At 38.2% G+C, this 13,541-nt stretch carries 9 protein-coding genes; 3 read left to right on the forward strand and 6 right to left on the reverse strand.

Annotated elements, in window-relative coordinates; genetic code table 11:
• Positions 1–62: 62 nt before the first annotated feature.
• The gene (porQ, locus tag NZD88_RS16260) at positions 63–1,055 is read right to left on the reverse strand and encodes a type IX secretion system protein PorQ (protein WP_259830514.1); all 993 of its coding nucleotides are present in this window, start codon (positions 1,053–1,055) and stop codon (positions 63–65) included.
• Between the two features lie 166 nt (positions 1,056–1,221).
• On the opposite strand from porQ, the gene pyrH reads away from it, so the two are divergent.
• Together pyrH and frr are read left to right on the forward strand one after the other, a co-directional pair.
• Positions 1,222–1,929 (forward strand): UMP kinase, encoded by a 708-nt coding sequence (pyrH, locus tag NZD88_RS16265; RefSeq protein ID WP_169234285.1) that lies wholly within the window; start codon positions 1,222–1,224, stop codon positions 1,927–1,929.
• Between the two features lie 139 nt (positions 1,930–2,068).
• Positions 2,069–2,623: a ribosome recycling factor gene (gene frr / locus NZD88_RS16270; protein WP_169234286.1), complete on the forward strand. Its 555-nt coding sequence runs from the start codon at positions 2,069–2,071 to the stop codon at positions 2,621–2,623.
• Between the two features lie 54 nt (positions 2,624–2,677).
• On the opposite strand, the gene NZD88_RS16275 is transcribed toward frr, so the two are convergent.
• The 5 genes from NZD88_RS16275 to NZD88_RS16295 form a co-directional block, all read right to left on the reverse strand.
• Positions 2,678–3,577 carry a PhzF family isomerase gene (locus NZD88_RS16275; protein WP_259830515.1) on the reverse strand — a complete coding sequence of 300 codons (900 nt, stop codon included), beginning with the start codon at positions 3,575–3,577 and terminating at the stop codon, positions 2,678–2,680.
• A gap of 184 nt (positions 3,578–3,761) precedes the next feature.
• Positions 3,762–4,553, reverse strand: coding sequence for a hypothetical protein (locus NZD88_RS16280; RefSeq protein ID WP_259830517.1), 792 nt, complete (start codon positions 4,551–4,553; stop codon positions 3,762–3,764).
• A 149-nt stretch (positions 4,554–4,702) separates the two neighbouring features.
• Complete coding sequence (locus NZD88_RS16285; RefSeq protein WP_259830519.1) at positions 4,703–6,157, reverse strand: LptF/LptG family permease; 1,455 nt, start codon at positions 6,155–6,157, stop codon at positions 4,703–4,705.
• 133 nt (positions 6,158–6,290) lie between these two features.
• Positions 6,291–6,938 (reverse strand): outer membrane lipoprotein periplasmic chaperone LolA1, encoded by a 648-nt coding sequence (gene lolA1, locus NZD88_RS16290; protein ID WP_259830523.1) that lies wholly within the window; start codon positions 6,936–6,938, stop codon positions 6,291–6,293.
• A 66-nt stretch (positions 6,939–7,004) separates the two neighbouring features.
• Complete coding sequence (locus NZD88_RS16295; protein WP_259830524.1) at positions 7,005–9,551, reverse strand: FtsK/SpoIIIE family DNA translocase; 2,547 nt, start codon at positions 9,549–9,551, stop codon at positions 7,005–7,007.
• Positions 9,552–10,121: 570 nt separating this feature from the next.
• On the opposite strand from NZD88_RS16295, the gene ccsB reads away from it, so the two are divergent.
• The gene (gene ccsB / locus NZD88_RS16300) at positions 10,122–13,394 is read left to right on the forward strand and encodes a c-type cytochrome biogenesis protein CcsB (RefSeq protein ID WP_259830525.1); all 3,273 of its coding nucleotides are present in this window, start codon (positions 10,122–10,124) and stop codon (positions 13,392–13,394) included.
• Positions 13,395–13,541 lie beyond the last annotated feature (147 nt).

A 13,541-nucleotide genomic window follows, 5' to 3' on the forward strand; every position in this document is an offset into this window, starting at 1 on the left:
TTTAAAAAATCAAGACAACGCAGAAAAAAATATTTATTATTCTAAAAATTTTTTATTGAAAGCTATTCTCCTGCGTGACTGCTAAGGTCCATAGAGATGCCTATTTGGTTCACATTGGAAGAGTTATGATAGCGAACATGAGCGTAGTCTATACGGAATCTTCTCAGCTTAATTCCAAATCCCCCTGAAAGTCCTGAGAAGTTTCTCTGATCTGCTACGGCAAGCTCATTTCCTCTTTTTGCATTATAACCCAGTCTGATATTAAATGCTTTTTCCGGAAAAAGTTCTGCTCCGATAGAAAAGTGATCTGCCAGTTTTCTTCCGAAACCAACTTCCTGTCCGTTTACATTAAATTCCGAAGAAATATCAAACTGCTGAAGATCGTGGGCGGTAATGGTAACAGCCAAAGGAATGGCTTTAAGGATTCTTGTATATCCCATATCTACCCTGAACGGAAGATTTTCTCTTGTTCCGTTAAAAGATTTCAGTTGAAAACCAAAATTTCTCATAACAAGGGAAAGTACTTCTTTATTCTTTTTATTATGGTAGGTAACTCCTGCTGTCCCTGAAACTGCAGAAGAAGTATAGTTGTCGATTTTTGAAGTGATGAAATTGATGCCCCCACCAATGGTCCAGTCTTCTTCGAACTGATAGGCATAACCAGCGCCAATGGCTACGTCTGAAGCTTTGAATTCTCCATTTTCGTAACCGCTTTCATCGGTTCTGGGAATACTTCCGTAAGTCATGTATCTGGCATTGATGGTAGCCATATGCCCGTTATCGAAATCTCTGGCATAGGAGACTGTACCGTATTTAGAGTCAGCAAGGTAAGCTGCGGCGTTCACTGAAAGCTGTTTGTCTGAATCTTTATTTAATAGAGCCGGGTTTGCAATAGCAAAGGAAACATCATGGTCTCTGATAGAAATTGCATCACCGCCCAGGGCAGCCTGTCGGGCAGATACAGGGATGTTTAAGAAAGGATAAACATTTGTTCCTGTTTGTGCATAAGAAACAATTCCTGACAGAAATAATGAAAAAATGACAATTTTCTTCAATTCAATTTATAATTAATGCAAAAATAATCCTTTTTCGTACTTATCAAAATATTTCTGACATTATTTCTACGTAAATATTTTTCTTTTTTCAATATTTTTAATGATTATATTTGCAAAATCAAATTTCGGAGAAAATTACTCCGGTAAAGTTTATTAAAAATTAAAGATGAAATATAAAAGAATCCTTCTAAAACTGAGTGGCGAGGCCTTAATGGGGAACAGACAATATGGTATAGACAATGAAAGACTGCAGGAATACGCTGCTGAAATCAAAACCGTAGTAGACAAAGGCTGCGAAGTTGCGATCGTCATTGGAGGAGGAAATATTTTCCGTGGAGTAGCAGGAGCTGCAAAAGGAATGGATAGAGTGCAGGGCGATTATATGGGAATGCTGGCAACAGTAATCAACGGAATGGCGCTTCAGGGTGCTCTTGAAGATGCAGGAATCAAAACAAGACTTCAGTCTGCCATCGAAATGGATAAAGTAGCTGAGCCTTTCATCAAAAGAAAAGCAGTAAGACACCTTGAGAAAGGGAGAGTAGTGATCTTTGGTGCCGGAACAGGAAATCCTTATTTTACTACAGATACAGCTGCAACATTAAGAGCTATCGAAATCGGGGCTGATGTGATCTTAAAAGGGACAAGAGTAGACGGAATTTATGACATGGATCCTGAAAAGAACGCAGATGCTGTAAAATACAACTCCTTATCATTTGACGAAGTATATGCTAAAAACCTTAAAGTAATGGATATGACTGCCTTCACTTTAAGCCACGAAAATAAATTGCCGATTATTGTATTCGATATGAATAAAGACGGGAATTTAGAGAAGATTGTTGATGGTGAAAATGTAGGAACTTTAGTTGATTTATAGGTAGTCAGGTAACAGATAGTAGGTTACAGGTAATTTGAAGATTTAGAAATTACGGATTACTTATTATTCATTACTGATCATTTATATTTATCAATCATCATTTATAAAAATGTGTAATTTATCAAATTTTAACTATATAATGGAAGAATTAGATCTTATATTAGAATCTGTAAAGCACGACATGGATGGGGCTGTAAAGCACCTGGATCATGCATTTCAAAGAATTAGAGCAGGACGTGCTTCTACGTCTATGGTTCAGGATGTCATGGTAGAATATTACGGAGCTCCGACTCCGATTAACCAGGTTGCTAACGTTTCTGTGCCTGATGCGATGACGATTTCTATCCAGCCTTGGGACAGAACGGCTATCGGTGCTATTGAAAAAGCGATTATCAATTCAAATTTAGGTTTTGCACCTTCTAATAACGGGGAAAATATTATCCTTAACGTTCCGCCTTTAACAGAAGAAAGAAGAAGGGAATTGGCAAAACAGGCTAAAGTAGAAGCAGAAAATACAAAAATAACGGTAAGAAATGCAAGACAGGATGGTTTGAAAGAACTTAAAAAGCTGGAAGGTGTTTCTGAAGATATTCTAAAAGGCGTGGAAGACGAAATCCAGGGTTTTACTGACAAGTATGTGAAGCTTTGCGATGAGCATCTTAAGACCAAGGAAGCTGAAATTATGAAAGTATAATTTTCAAGCTTGCAAAAATATATAAAGCACCTTTTTACAGGTGCTTTTTTTATGTTACAACAGGGTGGTTTTGAAAATAGCAACGGCATTTCCTTTAATTTTTACCAGTTCCGGCTTTCCATTGTTTACCGTTACTTTTACATTCACCATTCCCAGACGATTAATCTGTTCACCTTGTCTGCCATTAAACTCGAAATAATCTTTCTGATAGTTTACCAGTTGATTCTGTACCAGATATCCTCCTAACGGGCCATTTGCATTTCCGGTTACGGGATCTTCTGTAATTCCTATGGCGGGGGCAAACATTCTTCCGTAGGTCAGGATATCCTCATGATCGGAATCGAATGTAAATACAAAATAGCCATTACATCCTATTTCCTTACTTAATGCAGTCAGAGCGGTCATATCTGGCTGAAGTCCGTTCAGTTTTTCTCTGCTTTTTATGCCAATCATCACTTTAGAATGGCCGGTAGAAGCGATCTGGATGGGACAGTTTTCTTCAAGGTCGGAAGAGTTCAGTTGTAGCGCGGAAAGCAGTTTTTGAGTGGTTTTATCATCGAATTCCGGGCTTAATGTAAAAGATCCCTGTGTCATGGTGATTTGATAATCATCATCTATTTTTTCGACTTCAACGGGAAGGATTCCAATTTTAGTACGGATCCGTAAAGTACAAGAGCAAAGATTATCCTCCAGGGCTTTGGCATAAAGTGCTGCAATCGTAGCATGTCCACATGACGGAACTTCTATAGATGGAGTGAAATACCGGATCATATAATCACTTTCGTCGTCTGCAGGCGAAAAAATAAAAGCTGTTTCTGAGTTATTAAGCTCCTTTGCTATTGCCTGCATGTTTTCATCACTCAGTCCATCTGCATTAAGGACAACACCGGCTGGGTTTCCTTTAAACTTTTCCGTAGTAAAAGAGTCTATCTGATAAATTAGGGTGTTCTTCATATCTAGAGTACTATTGAACTGTAAATATACTGAGTGTTTTTATTGAATAAGTTGTCAATTGATAATTATATTTTAAAAAAAAGTTTTTGACATCCGGATTCCTGGCAATGGGCATGATGAAGAAATTCAGGAATACTTGCAGGTAAAAAAAGAGACTTTCAATGGAAAGCCTCTCGGTATATTTTTATTTACAGTTTTCGTTGTAGTCGGTGATAACCTCTTCTACGATTTCCGGAACGTTGGACATTACATCATCGATCTGGCTTTTGATTAGTCTCCCAAGCCCTGATCTTTTCTTTTCATCATTTTTAAGAGAAGCATAAGAGCCGCTTGTCAGTTTGCCTTTGGCATAGCTGCAGTCCGCAATGATTATTTTAGCTTTGGCTAAAGTGAGTTCCTCAATTTTCCCTCCTTTTTTAGAGTAGATATAAGATGGGGAGTTTCTCATTCTTTCTGTTTCCTTTTCGGCGACTTCGATCTGGCCCCCGGCAGAGAATGTAGTAGGGTAGCCGTATAATTTATAGACTTTGATCTTACCGTTCTGTACCACTTCCGCAAATTGATTAGTCTTTGTCAGGTTATTGAATGCTTTGATATTTCCGCTTAAACCTCCGGTTGCCGTATTGAAGCCTTCTTTGGTATTGGTGTATTTAATCATTTCAAAATGCCTTTCCTCATTGTTTTCATCAAAGGCAACATATTCTTTAATGTCATCCGGATCAAGTGTCTTGAACTTCTGTTTCTTTTTAGACTTGTCGATATCAGATACGGCAACAAATTTCACCTTTTTCTGATTGCTCCACGGGTTCATGGCATCTCCGTTCAGTCTTACAATGCCTTCAACCTTTTTTCCTCCTTTATCAATGATATAGCCATATTTTTCATCAGTTCTCAGTTCATAATCCGTGTTGTCTTCCTGGGCATAAGCATTGAAAGATGTCAACGTGAACAGGCTCAATAGTAATACTTTCTTCATAATTATCGTTTTTAACAATTTTTTGTAAATATAGCTTTTTATCGCTGAGTAAAGAATGGAAGAAGATACCCCATCTATCAATAAAAAGACCCGAAAAAATCCGGGCCTATTTATAATCTTTAAATTATTAAATCTTTCAATAATTATTATTATTGATATCTCTTGTGTTCTTTATTCTTCGTAAACCTCTTCGTGATTGGTTTAAATAAAGCTTTGTACTTTTCAGCATCGAATAGCTGTGAGTCTGTAAGCGCTTTATACGTCATCCATATTCCGAATGGCAGTAAGATCAGATTAGGCAGCCAGGCTGCTAAATAAGGGCTCATTCCTCCTCCCCATGCGATATTCTCGATACCAAGATTCATCACGTAGAAAATAATGAATATGATGATGGCAATAATCACCGGAAGTCCCATTCCTCCTTTTCTGATGATTGATCCTAAACTGGCTCCGATCAGGAAGAAGATAATACACGTTACAGAATAGGAAACAATTCTCTGCTGGTAAATGACTACTTTACTGAAGTATTTTATATTAGAGCTGAACTCGTTCTTTTTACCTGCAGCTGTTGATTTAAGGTTTTCAAGTCTGCTGTAAGAATTGTAGAGGATCTCCAGCTTTTTTTCTCCTTTTATGGTGTCCAGCTTTATCTGTTGTTTGGCCACTGCTTTGGATTTGGTTTTATCCATATAGCTGATCACAGAATTGGTTTGACTAAGCACGTCAGAGCTGATATTTGAAAAGAATGCCAGATTCTCTTTTTTGTTTTTAGCAACGGTTGCATTAAGCTGGCCATAGGTCTGAAAACGGTAGTCATCCGTAATCTGTTCTTTTTCGATGGCTTTGTTAATGATTTCACCGATATCAAAATGCGAAACCAGGGTGTCAAATTTAATGGCCTGATCCGGTTGCTTCAGTCGTACATTCTCACTTTTTCCAGCGAAATTATCTTCAAATATATAACCGTTGTAAAGTTCTAGCTTCAAGAAATTTTTGTTGGCAGCTGGAACAAATTTTCCTTTTTCTGCTACAATAGACTGCTGATTTTCGTAGGTACTGGCTTTTCTGTGTACAAAAACCCCTTCGATCTTTTCTTCATTTTCCCCATAGATCTTATCGAACTTTACCATGTATCCAGGAATCTGGTCGATAAACTGCCCCGGTGTAAAATTAAGTGCAGGCTTGGTTTGGGCAATATTGAAAAGCATATTCTTTGCTTTCTTCTGGAAATCCGGAATGATATTATTGGAGAAAAAGAAAAGCATGACTGCCAGTACGGTTGCTACTCCCATGAGAGGCGCCATGACCCGAGTCAGGGAAATTCCTGCAGCTTTCATCGCTGCAAGTTCATATCGTTCCCCAAATTCACCGAAGGACATAATGCTCGCCAACAGAATCGTAAGCGGAAGTACCAAACTTACCACACTGATCCCAAGATAAAAAAGGAGTTTCAGGATCTGCCAGTAGCTTAACCCTTTTCCCATGAACTGCCCCAGCTGAACCCAGATAATGTTTACAATAAAGATGAAAAACAAAACGCTGAATATAAAGAAAAACGGTCCAAAGAAGGTTTTTATGATATATCGGTCTAGTATTTTTAACATGCGCCAAAATTAATCAAAAAGCCACAAAGTTTACTTGTGGCTCCTATAATTTTTATTACTTTTTATTTTATCGTCAAAAGATGAAAAGGTGAATCCGTTAATTTTTAAATTAACGCCTCTTCGATTTCATTTTTTAAAGTTCCGTGATCACGTAATTTTTAAACTTGTTCTTATCAAAAACAAACATATTCGCGTCCAGAGTTTGGTTTTCCTTGTATTCTTTGATCGCAATTACAGCTACGTCTTTATTGTTTCCGTGTTGTTCAAGTTTTACAATCTGTTTTTTCACTGAGTCTACAAAAATATAAACGTACTGTATGCCATTGGATTTTACAGGGGTCAGTTTAATGAAATCTGCATTGACGCCGTTTACAGTCTTTTTACCGTTATACGTTACATTATAATCATTTCTGTAGGTCGTAAGATAATTGATAGGGGAGAACATGCTGCTGCTTCCGTTAGGTTTTGCAACCGTTACTTCCATATCATCTGCATTGATATTGTAGATTTTGTTTCCGTCAAAGATCTGTTCCGTATCCATGATCTTCAACTTATATTTCTCTCCTGCAGAATAATAAATTCCAGGTTCTGTCTTGGTAACCTGACCATTCAGGCCTGTTCCAAAAGAAAACTTGAAGTAAGAATTCTTTTTAGATTTGTAGTTGGCGGTGATGTCGTCCAGAATCTTTTTAGCTTTCGCATCAATTTTCTGTGCCTCAGCAAATCCTACAGCACCAATGACTAAACTTCCGACTATAACTTTTGAAATAATATTTCTCATTTTTTTATTTAATAAACTTTAAACATTCTCATGCTTCCCGGTTAAACGTAGAAAGCATTTTTCCCTTTAACTACGCAAATCTTCCAAAAACTGTTCCAAAGAATGAAGGTCACTGATAATCACTTCTCTAGCTTTTGCTCCGTTAAATCCTCCTACAATCCCTGTCGCCTCAAGCTGATCCATAATTCTTCCCGCTCTGTTGTAACCCAATTTCAATTGTCTCTGTAACATGGAAGTAGATCCCTGCTGAGTAGAAACAATGATTCTTGCCGCTTCTTCAAACAAGGCATCTTTTTCATTCGGGTCAAAGGTTCCCACTGTACTTGTAGAATCCTCAGATACAAATTCAGGAAGTAAAAATGCTGATGAATAGCCTTTCTGTTCGCCGATGTATTCTGCAAGTCTTTCCACTTCCGGAGTGTCTACAAAAGCACACTGAAGCCTTAAGATCTCATTTCCGTTGAAATAAAGCATATCTCCCTTACCGATCAATTGATCTGCTCCCGGAGAATCCAGAATTGTTCTTGAATCCACACTTGAAATTACCCTGAAGGCTGCCCTTGCAGGGAAGTTGGCCTTGATCATACCTGTAATTACGTTGACAGAAGGTCTCTGTGTTGCAACAATCAGGTGAATTCCTACGGCTCTTGCAAGCTGTGCCAGTCTGGCAATAGGAAGTTCAACCTCTTTTCCTGCTGTCATGATAAGGTCGGCAAATTCGTCTACCACCAATACAATATAAGGTAGATAACGGTGTCCGTTCTCAGGGTTTAATTTTCGCTCTGTAAACTTTTTGTTGTATTCCTTTAAGTTTTTACAGAATGCATTTTTAAGTAAATCATATCTCGTGTCCATCTCTATACAAAGAGAGTTCAGAGTATTGATCACTTTATTCGTATCCGTAATGATCGCTTCTTCAGAATCCGGTAATTTAGCCAGATAATGTCTTTCAATTTTTGAATATAATGAAAGTTCAACCTTCTTAGGGTCTACCATCACGAATTTAAGTTCGCTAGGGTGTTTTTTATAAAGAAGAGAAGTAAGGATGGCATTAATCCCTACAGATTTACCCTGTCCTGTAGCACCTGCCATCAGTAAGTGCGGCATTTTTGCAAGGTCGGCCATAAAGACCTCGTTAGAAATCGTTTTTCCGAACACTACCGGAAGATCCATATCCGTATTCTGGAATTTGTGTGAAGCGATCACAGAACGCATCGATACCATCGTAGGATTTTTTCTTGGAACCTCAATTCCGATGGTTCCTTTTCCTGGCATTGGGGCAATGATTCTGATTCCCAGGGCAGAAAGATTCAGGGCAATATCATCCTGAAGTTTTTTAATGGCAGATACTCTGATCCCGGCTTCCGGAACAATTTCATATAAAGTAACGGTAGGTCCTATCGTGGCTTTAATTTCAGAAATACCAACGTTGAAGTTCTTCAACAGTCCTACAATTTTATTTTTGTTTTCTTCTAATTCTTCCTGGTTGATGGAGATTTCTTCGTTCCCGTAATCCTTAAGTAATTCTACCGTCGGCATCTGGAAACCTGCCAGATCAAGTTTATGATCATACAGCCCATGTTTTTCTACAAGTTCCTGTGATTTTCTGTCCGAATCATCCAGCACATCAATAACAGGCGCTACCTCTACATTGAATTTAATATGATCCTGAGGCGGGGTGGAAATGGGTGGAACCGGACTAATAGCCGGACTGATTGGCGTCAGGTCAAAAGCCTGTTCCGGAGATGAAGTAGGAACGGCGGGTTTTGTATTTAGATTTAAGCTGATCGGTTTTTCCTCTTCTTCGAAAGACGTATGATTAGGGGTTACGATAGTTTCTATATCTGTTGTAGGCTGAACTTCAGGAAATCCTTTAGGGACATTTACTGGTGTTTGTTCCTTCGCTTTTGTTTTATTGGAAACATCGGTAATGGTAACGTTGGGTGCGGTCTCCTGAACTTCCTCTTCAAGTTCCGCATCTGCTTCAAAATTTTCCTCTGAACTTGGCATCATAGATTTAACCTTACCGATTGTATTATCGTTAATCTTGTCCAGTTTAGCTTTAATAGAGCTTGGGCGGAGATTGAATTCCAAAATGAAATACAAAAGAATACTTGCAGCCAGAACCAGCCAAAGTCCTACAGATCCTATAATGGCATTAAGATAATCCATGATCTGGTATCCGTAAACACCTCCCAAAACACCCTGTCCTTTCGTCACAGCACCCATGAAAATAGGAAGCCAGCAGATGAAAAACAAAGAATGTCCGATGGTTTTCCATGGTTTAAAAGTTCTTTTTTTAAGGATAAGGGTTCCCACAACCAGAAATAGAAAGGCAATAATAAATGAGGCAATCCCTATACTTTCGAATATAAAAATATTGCCCAGCCAGTCACCAACCTTCCCAAATATATTTGAAGATTTAATTGTCTTGTCGGTCATAGTTCCTGCCTGGCTCTGGTCTGCCTTCCAGTTCATCAGATAAGAGACGAACGAAAATGTCAGAACGACAGAAAAAAGGATGAAGGTAAGCCCGAAAAATATACGAGGCTTAGATAATATTTTGCCTTTATCAGGCGATTCCGTCTGTTTTGTCTGTGTTTTTTTATCCATAATATTAATGTGGGCAAATTTAATGTTTTTTCAACATTAATAGAATCTTTTTTTTGTTCAAAAGATAGCGTAATTTAGGTTTATTTTTTAAAATTACATTGCGTTTTTTAGATATTTTTTTTCATTAAAACGTAATGCAACTGGTGTTTTTTGAACCAATTCAAATGCCAGTAACTGGAGCGCCACTAATTTTGTTCCAGAAAGTTTAAAAACTGTAAAAAAATGAAAAATATATTTAAAAGGATTCTGGCTTTATGTCTGATTTTAATTTCACAGGTAACCATCAAGGCACAACAAAAAGAAACATGGAAAACATAGTCTTGTTAATTAATTGACGTTCAAAATGCTGAAATAAAACCCAGCCTTTGAGATAGAAGCTTTCAATAACATGAATAGGTATATTGTATCTGGAATTTCATGATTTTAAAAATTGAATTTTCCCTAATAAAAATAACACTATTAAGAATGGTTCAAAATAACTTAAATAGGCTTCAAAGTGACAAAAAACAGCTTTTTTTATCCTCTTTGTTGTTTATCATCCTTATTTTTGCATGTCAAGTAAAATAAATCATGAAGAAGCTCCAAGATATTCTTATCTCAACCAGAACAATGGCTGTGCTGTTACTGGTGTATGCATTTGCGATGGCCTATGCAACGTTCTTAGAAAACGACTACGGAACTCCTACAGCTAAAGCTCTAATTTATGAAGCAAAATGGTTTGAACTCATCATGGTTCTGCTCATTCTCAATTTTGTAGGAAATATTGCAAGATATCGACTGTGGAAAAGGGAAAAATGGCCGGTCCTGGTGTTTCACCTTGCCTTTATCCTTATTTTTATAGGGGGTGCTATCACAAGATACATCAGTTTTGAAGGGACCATGCACATCAGGGAAGGTGAAACTTCCAACGAGATTGTGACGGATAAGAATTTCTTTAAGATCCAGATCGAGGATAAAGGAGATGTTCTTAATTATCAGGATGTTCCTTATCTGATGTCTCCTCTGCACAAAGACTTTAAAGCCACCTATGATTTCCACGGAAAGGAAGTAAAGGTTTTCACAAAAGACTACATCCAGAGAAAAAAAGACAGCTTAATTGCTGAACCGAATGGTACTGAATATCTTCACCTGGTTTCTACAGGAACCACCGGAAGACAGAATATTTACATCAAACCGGGAGAAACAAAATCTATTAACGGAACTTTGGTAACATTCAACAGAGCCATCGAAGGTGCTGTAGAGTTTAAAAAAGAAGGCGGAAAAATATTCATCAAAACACCTGTTGATGCCGCCTTTATGACCATGGCAACGCAGGCTACCGGAAGTACCAAGAAAGATGAATTCCAACCTTTGGTATTGAGAAGTTTATACACCATCAACGAATTGAAGCTGGTTGTTCCTGAAGGTCTTAAAAAAGGAAGACTGATGGCCTTTGAAGGGGACAAAAAGAAAGATGCTATGGTGCCAGATGTACTTAGAATAGAGCTTCAAGGACCTAAAACAAAACAACTGGTTGATCTTTCTGTGGAAAAAGGAAATCCAAACGCATTCAAGCAGGTAACCATGGATGGACTGAATATTATGGTGGGTTTCGGGCCTAAAGTGTATAATACACCTTTCGCATTGAAGCTTGATGATTTCGTAATGGAAACCTATCCGGGAAGTACCTCTCCAAGTGCTTATGAAAGCCACGTAAAGATCATTGAAGAAGGAAAAGAAACTCCATATAAAATTTACATGAACCACGTTCTTAACCATAAAGGATACCGTTTCTTCCAGTCAAGTTTTGATCCGGACAGAATGGGAACTGTACTTTCTGTAAACCACGATTTCTGGGGAACCATCATTTCGTATATAGGATACACACTTTTATTCCTGGGAATGTTTGTGATCTTCTTCTGGAAGGGAACTCACTTCTGGAAATTAAATAAAATGCTGACCGACGTTAATAAAAAGAAAACAGCAGCCGTGCTTTTAGTGTTATTAAGCTTAGGTTTAAATGCACAGAAAATTGAAACTCACGGAACCACTGACGGAAGCAGAGAACACGTACACGTAGAAGGTGACGGGCACACGCATGCACCAGCTCCGGAAGCTGCTCAGCCTACTCAGGGGACAGCTCCGAAACAGAACTCACTGGCTGCTCCATTAACCAAAATGAAAAAGATCTCTGCAGACGAGATCATTGCCAGAAATAAAATCAGTGAAGAACATGCTGATAAATTCGGATATCTTTTGGTGCAGAATTTTGACGGAAGAATTGTTCCAATCAATACGGAAGCACTGGATGTTTTAAGAAAATTATATAAGAAAGACGCATTCAGAGGAACAGACGGAAAGTCTCTTACCGCCAACCAATGGTTCCTGTCGATCAATACAGATACCCCTAGCTGGACTATGGTTCCAATGATCAAAGTCGGTACAAAAGGAGGCGATGAATTAAAAAATAAAACAAAAGCAGATGAAGAAGGGTATACATCATTGATGAATCTTTTCCCTGCCGATGCCAATGGTAATCTTACCTACATCCTGGAACATGATTACAATACGGCTTTCCGTAAAAAACCTTCTGAACAAACCAATTATGATAAAGAAGTAATTTCTGTGAACGAAAGAGTACAGATCTTCAACGAGTTCTTCAGCGGTCAGTTTATGAGAATCGTTCCTGTGAAAAATGATGCCAATCATACATGGCACTCATGGCTTGACCAGAAATTTGAACCGGATATGGAATCTCAGCAGGTAATGGGACCTTATTTTGCAGAAGTTATTGCGGCACAGCAGACCGGAAACTGGAGCAAAGCAGATGCTGAATTAGCCAAGCTTTCAGAATATCAGCAGAAATGGGGGAAAGCAGTTGTTCCTGCAAAATCTAAAGTTGATCTTGAGGTTTTCATGAACACGGTGAACATCAACTTCAAATTATTGATTTTCTATACTATAATAGGTGGATTGTTATTGATCTTAGGATTTGTAGAATTATTCAAATCAAATAAACTTTTAAATAAAATCATCAAAATAATCATTGCTGTAGGTCTGGTTGGATATTTATGCCACTTCTTAGGCCTTGTAGCAAGATGGTATATTTCAGGACACGCTCCTTGGAGTAACGGGTATGAAGCCATTATCTTCATTTCCTGGGTGGGTATTACGGCAGGACTTGTTCTGTACAGAAATGCCAATGCACTGATTCCTGCTGCCGGATTTATGGTTGCTGTTATTATGATGGGATTTGCCCATGGAGGTTCAGCCCTTGATCCGCAGATTACACCGCTTGTTCCGGTATTGAAATCTTACTGGTTAATTGTTCACGTAGCAATTATCACATCAAGTTATGGTTTCTTTGCACTGTCAATGATCATTGCGGTGATCTCTCTGGTATTCTTTATTATTTCAAATAAGGAAAATCATAAGCGTCACCACGATACGACATTAAAAGAATTGGCTATCGTCTCTGAAATGTCACTGACAATAGGTCTTTTTGCATTAACAGTAGGTAACTTCTTAGGAGGTATCTGGGCCAATGAATCCTGGGGAAGATACTGGAGCTGGGATCCAAAAGAAACATGGGCTTTCATCTCCATCATGGTATATGCTTTTGTATTACACATGAGATTGGTTCCGGGATTAAGAAGCAGATGGGCATTCCACGTAGCAACAATGTTTGCATTCTGTTCAATGGTAATGACTTACTTTGGGGTTAATTATTACCTAAGCGGACTTCACTCCTATGCGGCAGGAGATCCTGTTCCGGTTCCGGCCTGGGTATACATCGGATTAGGAACTATGCTTCTTTTATCCGCTGTTTCTTACTTCAAGTTTAAAACATTAACGAAGAAATAGAACGTTTACAATATAACAACTGAAATCCCGGATTTATTTTCCGGGATTTTTTTGTGCAGTATCACAGAGTTTGCATCCGGCACCCTAAAAAAAACTCATCACGAATCATCCAGGATTCAAAACTTATTTATATCTTTATGATATCAA

Origin of the sequence: Chryseobacterium pyrolae, from assembly GCF_025153485.1 — a bacterium.
Taxonomy (GTDB): domain Bacteria; phylum Bacteroidota; class Bacteroidia; order Flavobacteriales; family Weeksellaceae; genus Chryseobacterium; species Chryseobacterium antibioticum.

Coding starts and splice junctions, on each gene's coding strand:
- pyrH (WP_169234285.1), top strand. CDS start 1,222: ATGAAATATAAAAGAATCCTTCTAAAACTGAGTGGCGAGGCCTTAATG.
- frr (WP_169234286.1), top strand. CDS start 2,069: ATGGAAGAATTAGATCTTATATTAGAATCTGTAAAGCACGACATGGAT.
- NZD88_RS16275 (WP_259830515.1), bottom strand. CDS start 3,577: ATGAAGAACACCCTAATTTATCAGATAGACTCTTTTACTACGGAAAAG.
- NZD88_RS16280 (WP_259830517.1), bottom strand. CDS start 4,553: ATGAAGAAAGTATTACTATTGAGCCTGTTCACGTTGACATCTTTCAAT.
- NZD88_RS16285 (WP_259830519.1), bottom strand. CDS start 6,157: ATGTTAAAAATACTAGACCGATATATCATAAAAACCTTCTTTGGACCG.
- lolA1 (WP_259830523.1), bottom strand. CDS start 6,938: ATGAGAAATATTATTTCAAAAGTTATAGTCGGAAGTTTAGTCATTGGT.
- NZD88_RS16295 (WP_259830524.1), bottom strand. CDS start 9,551: ATGGATAAAAAAACACAGACAAAACAGACGGAATCGCCTGATAAAGGC.
- ccsB (WP_259830525.1), top strand. CDS start 10,122: ATGAAGAAGCTCCAAGATATTCTTATCTCAACCAGAACAATGGCTGTG.